Here is a 19,161-nt window from a genome sequence, read left to right as displayed (position 1 = left end):
CCAGTTCATCTCAGCTTGGCGATTTCCCGCAGTTGCTGATCGTAGTGATCGGAGAGGGTCTTGAGGCTTTGCTTCAGCAACGCCTTGGCGTGATCGTATTTCTTAATCTCCCCAGCCATTGCCCGTTCACGGACGTCGGACGATGAGCTGCCCCGGTCGCTACCCGCGGGCGCAGGAAACCGGTTTACATCGAGCGACGGGGCCTTGTCCAGCTTGCGCTCGAGTTCGCTCAAACGACTGCGCGATTGATTGAACTCCCGGGTCAGCGCGGAGTAGCGCCTGTCCGTGGCGCGGATGCGCGCCCTGCGATACTCCTTCAACTGATTGGTATTCGCCTCCATGCGCGTGATCAACACCGCGACATGGTCGTTGATCTGCGTCATTTCCGGGTAGGCATGCGCGGGCAATGCAAGTTGTTTGGCCTGGGCAAGGAGATCCGCCGCCATCGCTCCCGGGGCGGCGAGTTGCAGCACCAGCGCAAAGGCGGCGGCAACGAACATTGTTTCGGTCTTCAACGATCTCATACTCAATTGACGACTCCTCACTCTTGCCTCAAAAACAAATCGGCATAGCAATAGTGAACTTTAGCTTGAAATTGCGCTTTTGCGCAGCCGAAAAGCGGCGGCGGTCTCGCTCTTGCCCAGTCCCGAGCCCCCGTTCTTATTCGAACCCGTACAGCGTAGCCGGATTTTCGACCAGCACCTTGCGCAATGTGCGTTCGTCAGGCGCCCAGTCGGCAAGAAGATCGAACAGGATCGCGTCGTCGGGCTTGCTTGCGATTTCCTTTACCGTCGGGTGCGGCCAGTCGCTGCCCCAGACCATGCGTTCCGGCGCAGCCTCGACGAACGCTTTTCCGACGGCGCCGGTATCCGCATAGCTCGGCGGCCCGACCTTCGTATCATGGTAGGCACCCGATACTTTCACCCACGCCCGCCCCTTGTCGACCAGCCCCAGGATGACGCGATACGACGGATGATCGATACCCGCGGGCTGCGGAACACGCCCCAGGTGATCGAACACGATCGGGGCCGGCAGCCGCAGCAGCAGATCCTCGATCTGCACGATCTGGTCGCCCAGCATGTGGATCTGCACATGCCAGCCGAGATCGTTTACGCGATTCGCCAGCGGCTCCATCATCTCCAGCGAAGTCGCGCCCTTCTGTACCAGATTGAAGCGGATGCCGCAGACGCCAAGATCCGCGAGCCGCTTCAGCTCGGCATCCGTCACGGTGTCGTCGACCACCGCCACCACGCGCGCGCTCAAGCCGAGCTTTGCTGCGGCCTCGAGCGAAGGACGGTTGTCGGTGCCGTAAGTCGACGGCGTGACGATGACGGTACGCGAAGTGCCGATGCGCTTCTGGAGCAGCCCGTAGTCTTCGATTGTCGAATTGGGCGGTCGCAGCGTAGCTGTCGGAGCAAGAGGAAAACGGTCGTCATAGAAGTGCATGTGGCAATCGCACGCATTGGCCGGCGCTTTGAGCTTCGGCGCCGCAGTGCCGGAAGAAAAAGGCACGCGATGTTCTTCGGCGCGGGATTCCTTCAGGGCAAGACCGCCTGCCGCCACCAGGGCCGCCAGCCCGGCGTTCTTGATGAAAGTGCGGCGGTCGATCTCATCGTTCGTCATGGTCTTACCCTTCGCTGCACAAGCCACGTGGCCCGGGAATTATTGTAGTGCGAGAACGCAATGACCTGCTACACCTGCGCATCGCGATGCGAATCCGCCCAGTCTATACCGAGGGCATGAAGCATCGCATAGATCCCGAAGGCGCACGGTTGCCGATCAAACTCGATTCGACCTCGAATGGCGAATTCGTACCGGTCGCACTCTCGGCCGCGAACCGCGCCGCCAATTACCGTCGCACGCGAACGCCTGGCCTATCTGGAAAATCCCCAGCCTCACCACCTCACCTGCGGACCGGTCGTTGTCGTTCCACTCCCGTTTTCCCTTCTTCCCTCTCACCGCGTCCCTCTCCCCTTTTCTACGCGTGTAAAATCTTGCGTTTACCCACCCTTCGACCGCCAACGTGAACGATCCCGGTTCCCTGCCTACGCTCGCCAGTGTAGTATTCATCCGCATTACGGAGTTCGCACGCCGGCCGGTGCCGGAGCAGGCGCGTCTGCGCGCGCAGCTCGAATCCGCACTTGCGGTGGCGCTGATACGCATTCCCTTGCAGATCCGGATCATTCTCGACGCGCCCGACGGCATGGCGATCGCCGTGCTGGGCAATCCGGCGGCCGCGCTCGACATTGCGCAACGTTGCATGAGCGCGTCGGCCGCCGGCGTTTCCATGGCGGTGGCCATCAACCATGGCGCGATCCGTCTCGCCCCGGACGATAGCGGACATCAAGGCCTGATCGGCGATGCCGTCGGCACCGCGTCGGCAATCGCGCATTTTGCGGGTCCGGCGCGCCTGTTCGTGTCGCGCTCGTTCCGCGAAGCCCTTGGGGAATCCTCCCCCGCCCGTGCGATCTCCATTCGGCCGGCCGGCATCTTCACCGACGCCAATGTGCGCACGCATGAACTGTTCGCCCCGGACCCGGCTTCCGCGCATCGTCGCCGCAAGATCCTCGCCGCCGTGGGCGCGGTGGTGCTGATCGGCATCTTTGCCGTACTGGTGTACTTCCACGAGAACATTCGCCATGAGTGGCGTGTCGGCCAGCCGGCCACGCTCGCACTCGACATCTATCCCGATGGCGATATCTTCGTGGACGGCGTGGCAAGGGGAAAAAGCCCGCCGCTCGCAAGTCTTCGGGTCGAACCCGGACAGCACACGATAGAACTGAGAAGAAAAGGTGAAATACCGTTCCGCACCAGCGTCGATCTGCGGGCCGGCAGGTCGACGACCATCGAGTATGCCTTCGCGCCTGGTGGCGAGCGCGGCTTGCTGCGCCGATTGCGCGATTGGGTATTGCGATGAACGACATGCTGCAACTGGGCCGTTACAAGATTCTCGGCGAACTCGGACGCGGAGCGATGGGCATCGTGTACCGGGCCGAGGACCCGGTGCTCGATCGTCAGCTCGCCATCAAGACCGTATTCGTGCCGGCGGACGATGCGGATCGCAGGGAATACGAAGCACGCTTCACCCAGGAAGCAAGAGCGGCCGGCAAGCTCGGCCACCCCGGTATCGTGACCATCTACGACGTCGGCCGCGAAGGCGAAATGGTTTACATGGCAATGGAACTGCTTGAAGGCGTGGATCTCGGCGCCCAGGCGGCAACACGCCGATTCTCGGTGACGGAAGCCGTGGGCATCGTCGAGCGGGTCGCGGACGCATTGTCGTTCGCGCACGACCGCGGCGTGGTCCATCGCGACATCAAGCCGCCCAACATCATGCTCCTCGGCGGCGGGCGCGTGAAGATCATGGACTTCGGCATCGCGCGCATGCGCTCGTCGGACCTCAAGACGCAGACCGGACTGATGATGGGTACGCCGCGCTACATGTCGCCGGAGCAAGTATCCGGCCGGATGGTGGACCAGCGATCTGACATATTCTCGCTTGGCACCGTACTGTACGAGTTGCTCACCGGCACCAAGCTGTTCGCAGGCGACGAGGCAACGGAGATCATGTACAACGTCTCCCAGTTGCGACCGGTGCCGCCGAGCCGCATCAATCGCCAGGTTCCCGCGATGCTTGACCTCGTGGTGGCCAAGGCGCTGGAGAAGGACGTCGGCGAGCGTTACCAGGACGCCCACCAGTTCGCAGCCGACTTGCGTGCTTGCCTGAACGAGCTCGGCGTTCAGCGTGCAGACACCGATACGACGCAGCGCATCGATCGGCGATCCGGTGCGGCGCAAGCAGCGGACAAGACGGAAAAATTTCGCGCCGGAGACGGCGACGCGACCATGCCGGCAATCGATACCGGCACAAGAACTCGCAGCGGCAGGCCGCAGAACATCATCGTCGATTCGAATACGCGACTGGCCGTATCGCAGCTCTTCGATTCCTCCGCGGCGCTCAAGCGCCTCACCGAACCGGAGAAAAAAGATCATGGCAGGCTGATCGCTTCTCCCCGGCCTTCGAACTTCCTGGTACGCATGTGGCGCGATCTCGAGATGCGGATTCTGGTTGGCGCCATGCTGGCCGCTGCACTTGCCGGCGTCATCGTCGCCGCGTACTGAATCCGCAGGTGCTCGATCCGCCTGTGCGGATCGAGCAGGCTACGTGTCGGAACCGATTCCGCGTGCACCCCTCTAACAGGGAGAGTTTCCGGACTTCACCGAATTCTGGGTCGAAGAACAGGCCGAATCCGCCGATGCCATCAAGGTCTACGCGTTGCTCGACGGCCCATCCGTCGTGGGCGCTTATCGATTTTCGATGCGGCGCGGACGCGCCGTGTTGATGGACATCGATGCAACGATCTTCGTCCGCGGGGACATCGCACGCCTGGGCATTGCGCCGCTCACCTCGATGTACTGGTTCTCCGACACCATTAAACCGACTGCAGTCGACTGGCGTCCCGAACTGCACGACTCCGACGGGCTCGCGCTCTGGACCGGCAAGGGAGAACGCATCTGGCGCCCGCTGAACAATCCGTCCGGCCTCGTCGTGTCCGCATTCGCCGATGATCGGCCGCGCGGTTTCGGACTGTCGCAGCGCGACCGCAACTTCGATCACTATCTCGACGGGGTGCGTTACGACCTCCGGCCTTCCCTGTGGGTCGATCCGCTTTCCGGATTCGATCGCGGTGCCGTGCAGCTCGTCGAACTGCCGACCGACGACGAGATTCACGACAACATCGCGGCAATGTGGGTGCCGGCCGAGCCAGCAGCGGCGGGCCGCACTTTCGATTTCAAGTACCGCCTGCAGTGGTCCGCCGACGAGCCTTTTACTTCATCACTGGCGCGATGCGTGGCGACTCGCCTTGGCAATGGCGGCGTCCCCGGATTGTCGCGCCCGAAAGGCGTGCGCAAGTTCATGGTCGAGTTTCTCGGCGCGCCGCTAGCGAAACTGCCGTTCGGCGTGAAGCCGGAGGCGGTGCTGTGGGCTTCGCGCGGAGAGTTCTCGGAAGAATGGCGATGAAACGCTCAGCGAGACCTGGGCCTACCAGTATCATCCGTTCGGCAACGGCTGATCGGCGGAATGCGAACGGCGGGAGGCATCGAAGCGGAACAGAAAGAAAAAGCCCGGTTTCCCGGGCTTTTTCTTTGCTGCCGCCGTCCTGCTCAGGCAGGGCGGATGTTCGACGCCTGATCACCCTTGGGGCCGGTCGTCTTGTCGAAGGTCACCTTCTGGTTTTCCTTGAGCGACTTGAAACCGTTGCCTTGGATTGCGGAGAAATGGGCAAACAAATCCTTGCCGCCGTCATCCGGGGTAATGAAGCCAAAACCTTTCGCGTCGTTGAACCACTTAACGGTACCTGATGCCATCTTTATTCGTCCTTGAAAAAAATTAGTGATAGAGGCTTTCGCCAGAAGGCGGCAGACCAAGAGGAGAAATTAAGGAGATCTGAGGAGTACCGTTCTAACGGGGCTACGACGGACCAGCAATATCAGCGCTTGGAGATTCCTGCGGCTTCCTTATACCCCTTTACCCGTGCTCGGTCAAAGGTCTCATAACGGGGGTTTGGAGGTCTGTTTTGTATGATAAATCCAGGAATTTATATGACCATGGCCTACGCATTCGGGTGCTGCGCAAGGCCGTTATTCCGATAGCTGCCTGTCCTCGCCCTCCGGATATCGGGTCCCGGCTTTCCGGCTCGCCGGCGGTCGGACAGGAAAGAAATCGCATCTTGCGGAAACTCGATTTTCATTAACATGGGCTCTTCCGATCATCCTGGAATCGAAGGAGCGGCGATGCCTGCAGTTTGCGAACACATCAGTCAGATTCGTGATGTGAAACCCTCTGCGAAAGGTTGCGAGGATTGCCTGAAGACAGGTGACACATGGGTGCACCTGCGGATCTGCCTCCAGTGCGGTCACGTGGGTTGCTGCGACTCCTCGAAGAACAAACACGCCACCAAACATTTTCAGAAGACCGCCCACCCGATCATGCAGTCCTTCCAGCCGGGCGAATCATGGCGATGGTGCTACGTCGACCAGGTCTACATTGAATAGCCGGGACGGACTCATCGCAGCCACGCGGGGTTGTCCCGCCTTGCCTTCTTCACGCAATCGACGAACACTGGCTATTTTTTCGGCAAAGGCTGCGTCTGCAGTCATTTCACGGAGCGAGCGACGCGGTATAGGCGGCGATCGCCACCATGTCTTCTTCGCTCAATCCGGCGACGACCGACTTCATCAACTCCGCCCATTGCCCGTTGCGCAGGCCGTGCTGGATATCGTAGAGCTGGCGCACGACATAGCTGGGTGAGCGGCCGGCCAGTGCAGGCACCGGACCGAGGCCTTTCAGGTCGGCGCCGTGGCAGATCGCACAAGGCGTTGTCCTGCCTGCACCACTGGTGATCAACGCCTCGCCTTTGCGGATGCTGCCGATCGGCACATAAGCGATGAAGCCGGAATCCGAGTCGCGCAGCTCGGTGCGTTCGAGATTTTCCGGCATCTCGATGATGCGCTGGCCGATCGGTTCCGTGCCGCCGCTATCGTCCGCAATCAGCATCCAGCCACCGACTTTTGTCTTCGGCACCGTTTCGGTTTCGACAATCCGGATCCACGGCGCCGGTTTCAGCGAGGCGAAGTATTCGGCGGCGGCCTTCGTGTCTTCCTCGCTAACCAGCTTCGCGACGGCGACCATGAAATTGATCGGCAGACTCGCCGGCTCCGAGCTCTTTCTTACGCCGCTCCTGAAGTCCGCCACCTGCTGCGCAATATACGCGGCGGGAAGTCCCGCCAGGCTGGAGTTTTCCGGACGGCCGAGCCCGTTCGGCAGGTGGCAGTAGCCGCACGCGAACTGGCCCGGCTTGTTACCGCGCCCGACGACATCGGGCATCGACGGATGATTGTCGGGATGCCAGTCCGGCGGACTGAAGAGATCGCGGATCTGTGTCAGCGTGTAAGCGGCTGCGCTATTTGGAACGTGCTTCAACGTACCGTCGTCGGGGGCGGGTTGAATACCCGGCGGATTGACCGGATAGGCCCACACCGGAAGCGAATCGGCTGCATCGGCGGGAACGCCGGCAGCGATGGCCAGGAAAGCATATGTCAGGACGACTGCGAACTTGCTCATGGCCCCTCCCACTTGGTCTTATTGTTTGTGTCGATAGCAACCGCTGGAAGAATAGTGTATCCCGCCGCCGTCTCGCGTAATACCCGGTCTCTCGCGTCCCGCCGCTAAATTCCCAGATATTCGGCTGCCCAACGATTGCCGAATCGCCCGTCCGGATCCCATTGCCTCTTCGTGACCAGGAATTCTGTCGCACGCGGATAGCACCTTTCGAACTGGGCAGGTAAGGGCCAGCGCTGGTATGGCAAATAGGAGGAGACACGGATCAATGCATTGATTTCGGTTGCGTTCAGACGGCTTACATCATCGATAAACTCTTTGGTGAAACCGATTCTCGGTGCGAGCAGAAGGGCAGACGACGCAGCCAGGGCTGTGTTAAATCGACGGCGGGACGCATCAATCATGGGAACGCTGTCTGCCCAGATAGCGCGCCATAGCGGCGAACCGCCGGCTTGTTTCCCGGGCGAAGAGATAGCCTGCCATCGGGTCGAGTATTGCTCCGAGCCACTTTGGCCGCAGCTTGATCGAGTAGGTGTAGATCAGATCCGACCCACCGTCGCCCCTGTCACGAAAGCGCATGGACGCAGCCCAGAGTGCGAAAGGCCCCGTGGGCTCGACCATTTCAGCGGAAGCTTGCGGGGGTGGGTTGTAGGACAGGAACCGCGTGCGCATCGATAGCCATGTTTTCCATCCGAGGCCGACGTTTGTCGATACGGCACCAACGTAAGGATGCGATCCGCCACCTTCAACGTAAGTCACGTTGAGCAGCGTGTCCCACCTCAATCTCACGTTATGATTGAAAAACGCCTCGAAAGCATCCGCGCTCTTTGCAGGCATGATGAACTCGAGTTTTCCGCGCGCCATGTTCAGGTTAAAGGCAGAGGCTTGGCGACCATCAAATAGACGAGAAGCACCACGGCCGTGAAGGCCGGAACACCCAACGCGAACCACCAGCTAAACCAGCGGTGAAAGTGCGCCGGCAATGCTTCGACCGAAGATACCCGTCCTGCCTCTCTCTCGAGCATGATTTGAATCGCGACGACCGGCAGCCAGCACAGCCCGACAAGAAAGAACAATCCCCATGCGGCCATGGACCAGGCGCTTACCATCGGCCAGCCGAGCAAGTTCATCAGCACAATCCCACTCACTGCCTGGATTACTACCGCGGGCGCGATAAGGCAGGCGTCAGCGATCACAGCAAGTCGAAGAACGGCGCGCAACGATACGATTTCACCCGACTTTATTGCATTGCGATAGCCGAACCAACAGAAGAATGCGATCGCGAGACCCGCCCCGAGGAGAATTGTCGCGCTGAGAATATGTGCAGTCTTCCAGAACCAGAATGCGTCGCTCATGCCGGGCCTTCCTTGATGGCAACCGAAATGCGCCAGCGCGCAAATTCGGCCTCGAATTCGGCGAGCTTCAGAAAACCCATGCACACAAACGCTCCGCTGGCCGCAACTTGTCCGCGTGCAAGTTTGCGCGCAAGCAGGATTGCAGCCATGCAGGGAATCTCCGGGCCGTGGTTGGCATCGGCAGTGAGGTGCCAATCGATACGCATCTTCGATCCGTCGCTGCTGATGCCGGCGAGACTTACCAGCATTCCGCCGCGCTCGCTTCCGAAACAATCCAGCAGCGATGCCACGCGATTCAACAACGGCGCCGCACGCTCGATCGGCAAAGGCATCCCGGACCGGCGCAACGCTGCTGCAGACCAGAGCGCGAGATGTTGAATTCCAAGTTCGAGTGCGGCACGAAACTCGACCGTCCTTACGCCGGGATATCGCGCGGGAAATAGATCGAGATCGGGAATATCGCACGCGGCAGCCCAACGCACGCCCAGTCCGGAGAAATCCACGCGAACAAGTTCCTGCCAGCCCGATGCGTTGCGCCATTGGCCGTCACGCATCCACTTAAAGGGCTTTCCTGCATAGCTGAACACCCCGGCAATGGTCGCCGTCCCGCGCGGAGCGCGTTGGCCGGGAGCAATGTACGTTTGAATTTCATCGATCTGCCGAAATCGGGTAATGAGTTCGTCCACGACCGCAGATGACAGTGCGGGCACGGTGCTCGCGCCCGATATCATAAGCAGCCCTGAATCGCGCGCCAGCGAATCGATCTCTTGTGCAAATCCGTTGACGAATGCGCGACCGTCGGCCAGATCTATGTAATGCGCCCCCGCTGCAACCGCCGCCTTCGCAACGCGATAGTCCTGTCCCTGGAAAGGTCCGGCGCAATGGATGACGATATCCGGAGACAACTTCTTGAGATCCGCTGCGAAATTCGATGAAAGCAAATCGAGTTTCACAGCCTGTATTTTCTGATGGGGACCGATCGCGCCCGGCGCGCGCCCAGCCGCTATGACCTGAATGTCCGGATCGGCGCTAAGAGCGTGGCAGATACGCGCACCAAAATTTCCATAACCGCCGATGACGACTGTTCTCATTCAGGAAATGTGGATTTGTACACCGCAGACCACAATCGATTTCGGCGATTCTAGCGTCTGGAGGCGTGCTTGGGCATGTCATGGCTTTTAACGAGACCCAAGATCATCACCTTTCCGTCGGCCTTCCCTTTCCCTTTTTCATCTTATGGCCGAATGCCCTGGCGAAGCCTGGAGTACTCTTTTAGGCCGGTATCCTCTTGGGCACCGCTTTCCTCTTTTACCTTTTCTCTCCAATCTTTCCGCTGTGCCATTTGCTACCCTATAAGGCTCACGTCATCCATGGAGGTTGTCATGCGCTACCGCCTGCTCGGCCGTTCCGGCCTGCTCGTCTCGGAAATCTGTCTTGGCACGATGACTTACGGCGGCAAGGGACGCTGGCAGCCGATCGGGCAGCTCGGGCTCGCAGAGGTTGAAAGTCAGATCAAAGCGGCGTTCGAAGCGGGCGTCAACTTCATCGATACCGCGGACGTCTACTCGGAAGGCGATTCGGAAGGACTGGTCGGCCAGGCGCTGAAGAATCTCAAGTTGCCGAGGGAAGAGCTGGTCATCGCCACCAAGGTGCGGGTCCGCATGGGCGCGGGACCGAACCAGGTCGGCCTGTCGCGCGGACACATCATGGACGGCGTGAACGCCAGCCTGCGTCGCCTGCAACTGGACCACATCGATCTCTACCAGATTCATGGACAGGATCTGGCGACGCCGATGGAGGAAACGCTCCGCGCACTGGAAGACCTGATCCGTTCCGGCAAGGTGCGCTACATCGGGCTGAGCAACCATGCGGCCTGGCAGATCATGAAGGCGGTTTCGATTTCGCAGCATCGCGACTGGAACCGCTTCGAGAGCATTCAGGCTTATTACTCGCTTGCCGGCCGCGAACTCGAGCGCGAGATCGTGCCGGTCGCGCTCGACCAGGGATTGGGAATTCTCGTGTGGAGTCCGCTGGCTGGCGGACTGCTGTCCGGAAAATTCGCCGAGAACGATAAAGGCCCGGATGGCGCAAGGCGCACCAGCTTCGATTTTCCGCCGGTCGACCGCCCTCGCGCCTTCCGCTGCGTCGAAGCGATGCGGCCGATCGCCAAAGCGCACGGTGTTTCCGTTGCCCGCATTGCGCTGGGCTGGCTGCTGCATCAACCGGCCGTCGCAAGCGTCATCATCGGCACGAAAACGAAGGAACAACTTGCCGACAACATCGCCGCGACCAACCTGCGGCTGTCCGAAGCCGAACTGAAATCCCTGGACGAAGCCAGCCAGTTGCCGCCCGAGTATCCGGGATGGATGTTCGATCGGCAGAACCGCGACCGGTTTTCGGGAGGCGCGATCACGTAAAAGAGAGTCGCCTGGCAGGCTCATGCCGACAGCGCGATTTCACGCACGCAGGAAAGAACGGCAAAGATGGAAGAGCATCGCTCGCACAAAGGCGAAGCACGCGCCGAGGTCGATACGGCAACAAAGCTGGACAAAATGTCGCAGGCAATGCGTGATCGCGCCGATCAGTTGCAGAAAGTCGCCCAGGATGCCCGGGCTTTCGAAGGCGTCCTGTCACCCGAACAGAAGACGATCTTCGATCTCTACTGGAAGGCGCAGTTTCATCAACGGATGGGCCATCGTCCGCTGGCATGAGCTTCAAAAAGTAGAGGCAGCGGATAACTTACGACCGCGGTAACAGGAAGTTGTGGGCCCGTCAGTAACCCGGAACCGGGCAAGAGTCCGATTCACGTCCTGCGCGTTTCAACCCGTCCCCAACCGTTACGGGTACCATGAGGTTCCAAACCCATCCGATCGGAAACGTCATGGCAGCTCCAGCTACTGTACGGCCTGCAGATCCTGTGCGCGACCTGGCAGCGAGGATTTTTGTCGAACTGGTCTGCCGTAACGTCGTCGTCACCGAAAGCGCCGCGCAGATCAAATCCAATCCGGAGAACCTCGCCAGGATCAGCTTCAAGCTGGCTGAAACATTTCAGCGTGTCGACGTCGAGCTCAAGGCCCCATCGTTGCCGAAGAATCAGGAATTCGACATGAAGGCGGCCAGCTTGCCCGGGTGGGAAGCGGAAAAGCCAGGGTGAGGGCGCGGAATTCGCGCCGAACGACATCGGTACGACGACAAAGAAAAAAGCCCGGTTTCCCGGGCTTTTTTCGCTCAGCGCTGATTCCTCAGCCCTGGGCCCCGCACTCCCCCTGCTTACGCAGGTTGAATGTTGGATGCCTGATCGCCCTTGGGGCCGGTGGTCTTGTCGAACGTCACCTTCTGGTTTTCCTGCAGCGACTTGAAGCCGTTGCCCTGGATCGCGGAGAAGTGGGCAAACAAATCCTTGCCGCCGTCATCCGGGGTGATGAAACCGAAACCTTTTGCGTCGTTGAACCACTTAACGGTACCTGAAGCCATTTGAAATCTTCCTTAACTGATAGTGAATGGGCGTTTCGCCCGAAAGCGAGAACATCAAGAGGTGAAATTAAGGAGATCTGAGGAGTACCGTTGTACCGGGCTACTACGGACCAGCAAACTCAACGCTTGAAAATTCTGCATCGTCGTTATACGTGGTCAACCGCGCAAGGTCAAAGGTTATTTGGCTTTTTTTGGCTGGGGGGTACCGGATGCTGTCGTCCCATTCGATCGACTGGCTGTTTCGGTCCACCCCTCTTGACTCACTCCGAATCCCTACTTCTCGGTCAACGCTTTGCGGAAGCCGGGATTGTGCACCAGTTCATGTGTCGCTCCGACCACTGCGTCGCTCAGCACCTCGTAGTAGTTGTCCGCCTTGTACGAGATTCCGTAGCGGCTGGAAGTCCCCGTGGTGGCGACCACCCACAGAATCTTGCCGTTCGCATCGGTGAGCGTGGCCTGCAGTTCGACTTCGGCGTTGTAGCGGTTGGTCTCTTCGGCGAAGAATTTCCTGACCTCGCCTTTCAGGATGACATCTCCACCGCTTTCCACCACATTGAGACCGAGCGCGGACATGAGCGATTTCACCTGATAAGTCACGAAGCGCGGGACATCCTCCTTCGTGGTCACCTTGCGCAGCGGAACCTTGTTCATATTGCGACCTATGAAGGCGGGATCCTCGCGATTGTCGGTGAAAGAATCGATCTGGAACTTGATGCCCTCGAGACCTTTCAGATCGACCGGCGACCTCTCGGACATCGGCGCGGTCGGCTTCCAGACCAGCGGGATATTTTCAAGTTTGTCGGCGGCGGAGGCCGTGGCGAGGTTGCCGAAGGCGATGCCGGTTGCGAGAACTGCCAGCGCGAAATGGAAACGCTTTCTCATGCTATTTCCTCCATGGTGAGCGATGGGGCGTGAATTGCGTACGGACTGTTTCTCTAGTTCACTTCCCCCTTGTTCAATCTACCGGTGACGGCATCGATCTCGACGGTCGCTTTATGGTTGCTGGGGAGAAACATCTGGTATCTGTACATCGGCTTGCCGCTTACGCCCACCGAAAGCTCCATTGATGTCACCCTGACCGGGCCCGTGAAAATCTCCGGCGCCGATGCGCGGGCCTTTGCTTCCGCGAATGTAGCACGCTGATACATCGAGTAGCGAAACAGGCCGGTCTTGCTCTTGAACTGGAAGTTCGTCGGATTGGCCGGGTTGCAGAATGCCTCGGCATTGGTGCCTTCCGGACTCAGAACACTGACTACGTAAGGCGTCATCTCTCCGCCGCCGCTTTGCTGCCATCCGGTCACAATGCCCGGACGTTCCTTCAGCACCGCTTCCAGACAAGTCTCCAGCGTCCCGCCGGGCTCCCAGGGATCGGCGGCGAAAGCAGCCGGCAGCGCAAGCAAGTTCAGCGAGAGCACGCAAAAGGAAATGGATTTCATAGTCGGGTCGAGTGATGTAAGAAGGTCCGCCATCGGGTTTACGCCATCTACTGCAGCGTCCTGTCCGCCACCGTGATCCTGTGCAGCAGCCGGCGATGGCCTTCGTAGCCGCCGGTGGCGGCATGGATCACGCTGCGGTTATCCCATATGATCAGCATGCCCTCGACCCATTTGTGGCGGTAGACGAATTCCAGCCTGGCCTGATGGGCGTACAGCTCTTTGAGAATCGGGATGGCTTCGTCGTCGGGAATGCCGTCGATGCCGATGGTGTAACCCGGACTGACGTAGAGCGCGAGGCGCCCGGTTTCGGTATGCGGTCGCGCGAGTGGATGAAGCTGCGTTTTCAATGCCGAGTCACCGTACTTGATCGCCATCGAACGGCCCTTGTCGCGCTCGCCGTACATTCCGTCCTTCGCATAGCCCTTGCGCGCCGAGTGAATCGCCATCTTGCCTTTCAGCAGCGCCCTCATGGAACCCGACAAGCCGTCCCATGCGGCGTACTGATTTGAAAACAGGGTGTCACCGCCGGTCGGCGGAATGATGTTGCCATAGAGCACCGTCGCCGCGGGCGGACGCTTCAGGAAGCTCCAGTCGGAGTGCCACGTCTCGGCGAAGATCGGCGTCTTCTCGTCGGCCTCGCGCTTCACCTGCACCACGCGCGGATGTCCGGCGATCGCTTCGAGGTACGGGTCTTCGCCGTTCGGTCCCATGTAAGCGGCGAAGCGCTCGATGTCCGCGATTTCCATCGGCTGGTCCGGGAACGCGACGACCTGGTACTTCAGCCAGGCGGCACGAATTTCGGCCACTTCCCCGGAGGAGAGGTCTTTGGTGAGGTCGACCCCGCGGATGAGCGCGCCGCAGGATGCTTGCTGCCGGGTCGCTTCAATAGCCATTTCGTAGCTTTCCTGTCATCGGCTGTTCACAAGACCGATTTTAGACTGCACGCAGCAATCATGCAGGCCGCCGCAGGTCCCCCTGTCGCCATTCCCCGACTATCCGCAGGCTCCTTGTCTTCGCTATCGCACCGCCCCGCCCGGAACTCCGTGGATAACGTCGGTGTCAGATGGGCTGAACCGTCGTCACCATCCGACGTTCGATCAACCCATGGAGGAAATCACATGAAACCAATTTTTCGAAAGACACGCATCGCATGTGCCGGCTTTACCCTGATTGCGGGTGTTCTTGCTGCAAGCACCGGGCTGGCGATAGCCGGCGCGTCGAAAGTTACGCTGAGCGGCGCTCAGGAAGTGCCGCCGGTCCAGACCTCGGCGGCAGGGACCGGCACGATCACGGTCAATGACGACAAGACCGTCAGCGGCAGCGTAACCACGACGGGTGTCAAAGGCACGATGGCACACATTCACGAAGCGGCGCCGGGCAAGAACGGCGGGGTCGCGATCCCCCTGGAAAAGAAATCCGACAACGAATGGGCCGTACCGGCCGGCGCCAAGCTCACCGATGCGCAGTACAAGAGCTACAAAGCCGGCGACCTCTACGTCAATGTTCACAGCGATGCGAACAAGGCCGGTGAAATCCGCGGTCAGTTGAAGCCCTGATCTCCATCAAGCAGGAATGAGGGGCGTCGGGCAGGCAGAAAACGGATCGTCTGTTCCCTCATCGCCAGCCTGACGCTACGAGACAGGTAAAACAAACTTGATTCCTTACTGCGATGGCGGCGCCAAGCCCGCCGCGCGGAACGCATCAAAGACGCGCGCCAGTACGGTTGGATCCTCGTAAGGTAAGCGTTCGATGAAGGGCTTCGCCAGGACCGCCGGGCTGATGCGCTCCGCTTCCCGCATCGCCTGCTGCGCCTGTTCGAAACGCCCCAGTTCCGCGTAAGTGGCAGCCAGAAAACCGTGCGCAGGCAACCAGTCCGGATTGCGGCTCACGACCCGGTTGAGTTCCGCCAGGGCGTCGTCGTAGCGGCGCATCAGGAAGTGGACGTGGCCCAAGGTGTACGAATAGCTCGGCGGATAGTGGGGATTCAGGCGCATCGCCTTCTGCACCGGCACGATGGCCTTCTCGGGATGCGACCAGCTCAGCACCTCTCCAAGTATGAAGTGGGAATGAGCATCGCTCGGCGCAAGATCCACTGCGCGTTGCGCTACGATGATCGCCTTGTCATGCGCCCTCTGCCAAAGCAGCGCAGTGGCCAGGGCCCGGTAGGCGGCCGGCAGCAGATCGTCCAGGGCGATGGCGCGCTCGGCAAACTCGAACGCACGTTCCAGCGTTTGCCGTTCCTGGGACCAACCCATGGTCCAATCCCGGTGGTAGGTATGGGAAAGCAGGGCATAGGCCTCGGCAAATTTCGGATCCAGGTCGACGGCCTTTTCGAGCATGCGCCGTGCCGCGATGTTCGACTCGCTCGTCGTGCGCTGCAGGTAGTCGATGCCGCGCAGCAAGCAATCGTAGGCTTCGGGAAGATCGGTGCGCCGGCGTTCGCGCTGCTGCTGCTCGCCGCGGGTAAGCGTTATCGCGAGCGCATCGACGATGCGGCGGGTGATTTCATCCTGCACTGCGAATACGTCATCCAGTCGGCGGTCGTAACGGTCCGCCCACAGGTGACGGCCGCTCGATGCATCGATCAGCTGTCCGGTAATGCGAACGTGGTCGCCCACTTTGCGCACGCTTCCCTCGAGTACATAGCGCACACCCAATTCGCGGCCGACCTGCTGCACCCTGACCGCCTTGCCCTTGTAGGAAAAGGTGGAATTGCGCGCGATGACGAACAGGCCAGAAAGCTTGGACAGGTCGGTGATCAGATCTTCGACGATCCCGTCGCTGAAATATTCCTGATCGGGATCGGCACTCATGTTGTCGAACGGCAGCACTGCGATGGAAGGAATGCCGGGCGGCGTGAGGCCTTGTCCTGATTTCACGGCTGTTTCCGTCGCAGGCGAGAGCCCTACGCGATAGGCGCGCACGGGCTTGGCGATGTTCTTGGCGGCATGCTCGCCGATGAACTCGTAGTGAAGGGCAACCTTGTTTTCGACCTGGTCGTAGGTCGTGCCCGAAATGCAGATCCCGCCGGCTTCCGCGAGATCCTGCACGCGCGCGGCGATGTTGACCCCGTCGCCGTAAATGCGCTCGCCCTCGGCAATGACGTCGCCCAGGTTGATGCCGATGCGAAATTCCATCCGGCGTCCCGGGGGCAACAGCTCATTGCGAACGGCCAGTGCCTTCTGGATGGCGGCGGCAGAATGCAGGGCATCCACCACGCTGGGGAATTCGGCGAGCAGGTTGTCGCCGGGAGAATCCACCACCCGTCCGCCGTGTTCGCGTATCAGCGAAACCATGAGGTCGCGGTAGGCCGTCAGCGTGCGAACGGTCGCCGCCTCGTCGTCGCCCATCAGGCGGCTGTAGCCTTGCACATCCGCACTTACGATCGCGGCGAGTCTTCGCTGCATGAATGCCCTTGAAATGCGTTTGGGATTCGCCGAGCCCGCCCGGGAGGGAGACAATCCGTGCCGAATGTACGCTGGCGTCGATAGTGGGTCAATCAGCGCATCCTGGTCGCCAACGCCACGGCACGTTGCGGACCCACACCTTCTCCCGTTTGGTAACGAAGTGTCACCAGGGCACAGGAACGCGGCATTGCACGTTGCGGACCCACACCTTCTCCCGTTTGGTAACGAAGTGTCACCAGGGCACAGGAACGCGGCATTGCACGTTGCGAGGGGAACCTCGTTGCGGGATGATCTGAACCGGTTGTCGCCGTCCGCGGTCTTACGATGGAAGGGCGGCACGCCGTCCGGGCCCATACCCATACGAGGAGAACGCCGACATGCGCGCGCGACTCATTGCACTTTTCCTGCTCGCTGCAGCCGGCCTGCTGTCAAACGCGACCGCGAACGCCGACATCCTTCGCTGCAACGACGCGAACGGGAACGCGCTGTACACCGATTCCGCCTGTCCCGCCGGCATGCGCGCCGTCGGCGTCACGTCGTTCCCGCTATCCTGCGCCACCGAGGATTGCGAGCGCCGCCGCGAACGCGACCTCAACGAAGCCTACGAGCGCGTTCGCGCTGAAAAGGCGCAGTTGGCCGCCTACACCGCGGAGCGGCACAAGCGCGAGCTCGAAGATCGCTGGCTCGACGAGGCCCGGTACGAAGCCGAGTTGCACAGCGCGGAGGCTGCGCAAGCCTCGTCTGACGAAGTGGTCTATCCCGCCTATTCCCTCGTCGGCATCCCGTCCAGGTGCGGCAAGCACTGTTTTGCGTTCCCCCAACATCGTCACTTTCCGCTCTCCAGGATAGGCGACGTCGACCACGGGCATGACCACATGAAAGGTCCCGGCAACCGCCGTGAAGTCCGCGCGGTCGGGAACGAACCGCGTCGCCCGCTGCGCGGCACGACTGCCGGCAAACGCACCGTACCGTTGTAATGTTGGTCATTTCATTAGGGATGAGGGGTGAAACGAGTCAAGTCTTCAAGCCCCTTGATCCCTTAACCCTCGCTCCTCACCCCTGCCCGCCCCCTGCCGAAAATATAGCCGTCCGATCCCGCGAATGAGGTCCATACTGGTCGTGCCGCGTGTTGCGTCCGGCCCCCGGCGCGACAAACTGCCCTGCCAGGGCATCACGGAGATCAGCATGAGTACCGGCCGGAAAGAAAAACCCCTTTCACCCCACCCGCCCAAGAGAATGTTTGATTGGCCTGCAGGGCCAGTGCACAAGGACGCCGCTTCGCAAACTGATTCATCGGAGAAGTCCGCTAAGCCGGAACACAAAGCGGCGTTTGCGCAAGGAACCTACTACAAGCAAGGCGTTCTTGTTCCCGGTGGGCCGCACAAAGGCCCGATGCCACGCAGCAGAAACCGGTAGGCCGGCCAATCGATTTTTCCGGGCAGATCGCACTGGATCTGCCCGGTCGCAGTTTTTTTCAATCTCTGTCGAGGTAGACAATGGGCGATGAAAAATGGGCCGTGCATTTCAAGCAATTCAGGACTCGCACCGAAGTGCGTAGCACGCTGACCAGCACCCTCACCACCCTGATGGAGCCCGGCAGCGGCCGGACCGTGTTTCCCGCGGAGATCGGCGCGCTTTCCACCGGCAATGACCGCGAAGTGATGGAATCTTATTTGCTCGTAAAAACCTTCTGCGACAGCAAGAAGGGAAACGATCGCCGTTCCATCGCAGCCACCATCGGCGGCGAAGTACGCGAACTGTTCGCCAAGGCGCTCGAGAGAATGAAGGAACTGCCTCCCGAGCCGATCCGACGCGATCCGATCATCCCCGCCGGGCGCCTGGTCCGGCGCGCCTGAACGAAGCGACGCGCCGTCCATGACAGCCGCCTACGATTCGGTCGGATATCAGACGGCGTTGTCGCAAGCGCATGCAAGCATCAAGACCGTAATCCAGCGCCGGCAACTCGATCCGCTGCGCTACATCGTCGAGATCGATGCGGGACTGCCCATCTTCGAAACCCGCAGCACCCACCAGTTGCGGATTGCCTACAACCGCTTCCAGGTCCTGTCGATTGAAGCCACCATCCCGCATGAGTGGATGCTGGAACAGACGGGGAAGGGCCACGAAGATTTTCTGCTCGCCGTCGACGACATGGTTCTGGCACTGAAAAGCAAGATTCAGGCGGCGGGGCGGCCAATGTAATGATCGTTGGCGGAAGTCGCCGGTTGAAAAAAGATCCGCGCGCGGATCTTTTTTTTGGGCTGCCTCGATCCGGAACATCTCCGCGAATCGGTATAAACTTTCAGGCGGGAACGGTAATCGGGCTGCGGGTGTCCCGGCGCCGAATTCCATTTGATTGACGGTGA

The 19,161-nt window shown here is 60.4% G+C and carries 23 protein-coding genes and 1 pseudogene; 11 read left to right on the top strand and 13 right to left on the bottom strand.

What is annotated here, in order from left to right:
* Positions 1-5: 5 nt before the first annotated feature.
* Positions 6-515, bottom strand: coding sequence for a hypothetical protein (locus tag HY067_10655; protein MBI3528416.1), 510 nt, complete (start codon positions 513-515; stop codon positions 6-8).
* Between the two features lie 145 nt (positions 516-660).
* The gene (locus HY067_10650) at positions 661-1,623 is read right to left on the bottom strand and encodes an amidohydrolase family protein (protein MBI3528415.1); all 963 of its coding nucleotides are present in this window, start codon (positions 1,621-1,623) and stop codon (positions 661-663) included.
* Between the two features lie 400 nt (positions 1,624-2,023).
* Between HY067_10650 and HY067_10645 the strand changes: the two genes are divergently transcribed.
* From HY067_10645 to HY067_10635, 3 genes and pseudogenes are all read left to right on the top strand, one after another.
* On the top strand, positions 2,024-2,917 hold the full coding sequence (locus HY067_10645) for a hypothetical protein (GenBank protein ID MBI3528414.1): 894 nt from the start codon (positions 2,024-2,026) through the stop codon (positions 2,915-2,917).
* Positions 2,914-4,122: a serine/threonine protein kinase gene (locus tag HY067_10640; protein ID MBI3528413.1), complete on the top strand. Its 1,209-nt coding sequence runs from the start codon at positions 2,914-2,916 to the stop codon at positions 4,120-4,122. The genes HY067_10645 and HY067_10640 overlap by 4 nt, the downstream gene beginning before the upstream one ends.
* Positions 4,123-4,204: 82 nt before the next feature.
* A pseudogene (locus HY067_10635) lies at positions 4,205-5,023 on the top strand (glucan biosynthesis protein).
* Positions 5,024-5,166: 143 nt separating this feature from the next.
* Here HY067_10635 and HY067_10630 read toward each other — a convergent pair.
* Entirely contained in the window at positions 5,167-5,370 is a 204-nt protein-coding gene (locus HY067_10630) for a cold-shock protein (protein MBI3528412.1), read from the bottom strand.
* Between the two features lie 426 nt (positions 5,371-5,796).
* On the opposite strand from HY067_10630, the gene HY067_10625 reads away from it, so the two are divergent.
* Entirely contained in the window at positions 5,797-6,057 is a 261-nt protein-coding gene (locus HY067_10625; protein MBI3528411.1) for a UBP-type zinc finger domain-containing protein, read from the top strand.
* Positions 6,058-6,163: 106 nt separating this feature from the next.
* Here HY067_10625 and HY067_10620 read toward each other — a convergent pair whose 3' ends face one another.
* The 5 genes from HY067_10620 to HY067_10600 all read right to left on the bottom strand — a co-directional run bounded on the left by HY067_10620 (position 6,164) and on the right by HY067_10600 (position 9,569).
* Positions 6,164-7,090 carry a cytochrome C-binding protein gene (locus HY067_10620; protein MBI3528410.1) on the bottom strand — a complete coding sequence of 309 codons (927 nt, stop codon included), beginning with the start codon at positions 7,088-7,090 and terminating at the stop codon, positions 6,164-6,166.
* A 140-nt stretch (positions 7,091-7,230) separates the two neighbouring features.
* Positions 7,231-7,527, bottom strand: a complete 297-nt coding sequence (locus HY067_10615; GenBank protein ID MBI3528409.1) for a hypothetical protein — start codon at positions 7,525-7,527, stop codon at positions 7,231-7,233.
* Positions 7,520-7,987: a hypothetical protein gene (locus tag HY067_10610; protein ID MBI3528408.1), complete on the bottom strand. Its 468-nt coding sequence runs from the start codon at positions 7,985-7,987 to the stop codon at positions 7,520-7,522. Before HY067_10610 ends, HY067_10615 begins: the two co-directional genes overlap by 8 nt.
* Positions 7,988-7,989: 2 nt before the next feature.
* A complete protein-coding gene (locus HY067_10605) occupies positions 7,990-8,478 on the bottom strand; it encodes a DUF2269 domain-containing protein (GenBank protein ID MBI3528407.1) in 489 nt (162 codons plus the stop codon).
* Positions 8,475-9,569, bottom strand: a complete 1,095-nt coding sequence (locus HY067_10600; GenBank protein ID MBI3528406.1) for a saccharopine dehydrogenase NADP-binding domain-containing protein — start codon at positions 9,567-9,569, stop codon at positions 8,475-8,477. Before HY067_10600 ends, HY067_10605 begins: the two co-directional genes overlap by 4 nt.
* 291 nt (positions 9,570-9,860) lie before the next feature.
* On the opposite strand from HY067_10600, the gene HY067_10595 reads away from it, so the two are divergent.
* The 3 genes from HY067_10595 to HY067_10585 all read left to right on the top strand — a co-directional run bounded on the left by HY067_10595 (position 9,861) and on the right by HY067_10585 (position 11,632).
* Positions 9,861-10,895 (top strand): aldo/keto reductase, encoded by a 1,035-nt coding sequence (locus HY067_10595; protein ID MBI3528405.1) that lies wholly within the window; start codon positions 9,861-9,863, stop codon positions 10,893-10,895.
* 36 nt (positions 10,896-10,931) lie between these two features.
* Positions 10,932-11,189, top strand: coding sequence for a Spy/CpxP family protein refolding chaperone (locus HY067_10590; protein MBI3528404.1), 258 nt, complete (start codon positions 10,932-10,934; stop codon positions 11,187-11,189).
* Between the two features lie 170 nt (positions 11,190-11,359).
* Positions 11,360-11,632, top strand: a complete 273-nt coding sequence (locus tag HY067_10585) for a hypothetical protein (GenBank protein ID MBI3528403.1) — start codon at positions 11,360-11,362, stop codon at positions 11,630-11,632.
* A gap of 116 nt (positions 11,633-11,748) precedes the next feature.
* Here the strand turns inward: HY067_10585 and HY067_10580 are convergent, their stop codons facing one another.
* From HY067_10580 to HY067_10565, 4 genes are all read right to left on the bottom strand, one after another.
* Positions 11,749-11,952 (bottom strand): cold-shock protein, encoded by a 204-nt coding sequence (locus HY067_10580; GenBank protein MBI3528402.1) that lies wholly within the window; start codon positions 11,950-11,952, stop codon positions 11,749-11,751.
* Positions 11,953-12,225: 273 nt separating this feature from the next.
* Positions 12,226-12,834, bottom strand: a complete 609-nt coding sequence (locus tag HY067_10575; GenBank protein MBI3528401.1) for a hypothetical protein — start codon at positions 12,832-12,834, stop codon at positions 12,226-12,228.
* Between the two features lie 53 nt (positions 12,835-12,887).
* On the bottom strand, positions 12,888-13,388 hold the full coding sequence (locus HY067_10570; protein ID MBI3528400.1) for a hypothetical protein: 501 nt from the start codon (positions 13,386-13,388) through the stop codon (positions 12,888-12,890).
* 47 nt (positions 13,389-13,435) lie between these two features.
* Positions 13,436-14,281: a TauD/TfdA family dioxygenase gene (locus HY067_10565; protein MBI3528399.1), complete on the bottom strand. Its 846-nt coding sequence runs from the start codon at positions 14,279-14,281 to the stop codon at positions 13,436-13,438.
* A 225-nt stretch (positions 14,282-14,506) separates the two neighbouring features.
* Here HY067_10565 and HY067_10560 point away from each other — a divergent pair, with 225 nt between their 5' ends.
* Positions 14,507-14,944 carry a CHRD domain-containing protein gene (locus tag HY067_10560; protein ID MBI3528398.1) on the top strand — a complete coding sequence of 146 codons (438 nt, stop codon included), beginning with the start codon at positions 14,507-14,509 and terminating at the stop codon, positions 14,942-14,944.
* Positions 14,945-15,049: 105 nt separating this feature from the next.
* Here HY067_10560 and HY067_10555 read toward each other — a convergent pair whose 3' ends face one another.
* On the bottom strand, positions 15,050-16,795 hold the full coding sequence (locus HY067_10555; GenBank protein ID MBI3528397.1) for an adenylate/guanylate cyclase domain-containing protein: 1,746 nt from the start codon (positions 16,793-16,795) through the stop codon (positions 15,050-15,052).
* 377 nt (positions 16,796-17,172) lie between these two features.
* Here HY067_10555 and HY067_10550 point away from each other — a divergent pair, with 377 nt between their 5' ends.
* The 3 genes from HY067_10550 to HY067_10540 all read left to right on the top strand — a co-directional run bounded on the left by HY067_10550 (position 17,173) and on the right by HY067_10540 (position 18,997).
* The gene (locus HY067_10550) at positions 17,173-17,772 is read left to right on the top strand and encodes a DUF4124 domain-containing protein (protein MBI3528396.1); all 600 of its coding nucleotides are present in this window, start codon (positions 17,173-17,175) and stop codon (positions 17,770-17,772) included.
* A gap of 519 nt (positions 17,773-18,291) precedes the next feature.
* Positions 18,292-18,651 (top strand): hypothetical protein, encoded by a 360-nt coding sequence (locus HY067_10545; protein MBI3528395.1) that lies wholly within the window; start codon positions 18,292-18,294, stop codon positions 18,649-18,651.
* Positions 18,652-18,670: 19 nt separating this feature from the next.
* Complete coding sequence (locus HY067_10540) at positions 18,671-18,997, top strand: hypothetical protein (protein MBI3528394.1); 327 nt, start codon at positions 18,671-18,673, stop codon at positions 18,995-18,997.
* Positions 18,998-19,161: the final 164 nt, after the last annotated feature.

This window comes from Betaproteobacteria bacterium (genome assembly GCA_016194905.1).
In the GTDB taxonomy this organism is placed as follows: Bacteria; Pseudomonadota; Gammaproteobacteria; order Burkholderiales; family JACQAP01; genus JACQAP01.
The sequence above is the reverse complement of the archived record's forward strand: the minus strand, read 5'-3'. Positions and strand labels throughout refer to the sequence as shown.

What these genes read in the sequence shown, in the direction of transcription:
- HY067_10615 (MBI3528409.1), bottom strand. Translation starts at nt 7,527, where the DNA reads ATGATTGATGCGTCCCGCCGTCGATTTAACACAGCCCTGGCTGCGTCG.
- HY067_10560 (MBI3528398.1), top strand. Translation starts at nt 14,507, where the DNA reads ATGAAACCAATTTTTCGAAAGACACGCATCGCATGTGCCGGCTTTACC.
- HY067_10605 (MBI3528407.1), bottom strand. Translation starts at nt 8,478, where the DNA reads ATGAGCGACGCATTCTGGTTCTGGAAGACTGCACATATTCTCAGCGCG.
- HY067_10650 (MBI3528415.1), bottom strand. Translation starts at nt 1,623, where the DNA reads ATGACGAACGATGAGATCGACCGCCGCACTTTCATCAAGAACGCCGGG.
- HY067_10640 (MBI3528413.1), top strand. Translation starts at nt 2,914, where the DNA reads ATGAACGACATGCTGCAACTGGGCCGTTACAAGATTCTCGGCGAACTC.
- HY067_10545 (MBI3528395.1), top strand. Translation starts at nt 18,292, where the DNA reads ATGGGCGATGAAAAATGGGCCGTGCATTTCAAGCAATTCAGGACTCGC.
- HY067_10550 (MBI3528396.1), top strand. Translation starts at nt 17,173, where the DNA reads ATGCGCGCGCGACTCATTGCACTTTTCCTGCTCGCTGCAGCCGGCCTG.
- HY067_10565 (MBI3528399.1), bottom strand. Translation starts at nt 14,281, where the DNA reads ATGGCTATTGAAGCGACCCGGCAGCAAGCATCCTGCGGCGCGCTCATC.
- HY067_10540 (MBI3528394.1), top strand. Translation starts at nt 18,671, where the DNA reads ATGACAGCCGCCTACGATTCGGTCGGATATCAGACGGCGTTGTCGCAA.
- HY067_10575 (MBI3528401.1), bottom strand. Translation starts at nt 12,834, where the DNA reads ATGAGAAAGCGTTTCCATTTCGCGCTGGCAGTTCTCGCAACCGGCATC.
- HY067_10555 (MBI3528397.1), bottom strand. Translation starts at nt 16,795, where the DNA reads ATGCAGCGAAGACTCGCCGCGATCGTAAGTGCGGATGTGCAAGGCTAC.
- HY067_10595 (MBI3528405.1), top strand. Translation starts at nt 9,861, where the DNA reads ATGCGCTACCGCCTGCTCGGCCGTTCCGGCCTGCTCGTCTCGGAAATC.
- HY067_10580 (MBI3528402.1), bottom strand. Translation starts at nt 11,952, where the DNA reads ATGGCTTCAGGTACCGTTAAGTGGTTCAACGACGCAAAAGGTTTCGGT.
- HY067_10570 (MBI3528400.1), bottom strand. Translation starts at nt 13,388, where the DNA reads ATGAAATCCATTTCCTTTTGCGTGCTCTCGCTGAACTTGCTTGCGCTG.
- HY067_10625 (MBI3528411.1), top strand. Translation starts at nt 5,797, where the DNA reads ATGCCTGCAGTTTGCGAACACATCAGTCAGATTCGTGATGTGAAACCC.
- HY067_10610 (MBI3528408.1), bottom strand. Translation starts at nt 7,987, where the DNA reads ATGGCGCGCGGAAAACTCGAGTTCATCATGCCTGCAAAGAGCGCGGAT.
- HY067_10630 (MBI3528412.1), bottom strand. Translation starts at nt 5,370, where the DNA reads ATGGCATCAGGTACCGTTAAGTGGTTCAACGACGCGAAAGGTTTTGGC.
- HY067_10585 (MBI3528403.1), top strand. Translation starts at nt 11,360, where the DNA reads ATGGCAGCTCCAGCTACTGTACGGCCTGCAGATCCTGTGCGCGACCTG.
- HY067_10600 (MBI3528406.1), bottom strand. Translation starts at nt 9,569, where the DNA reads ATGAGAACAGTCGTCATCGGCGGTTATGGAAATTTTGGTGCGCGTATC.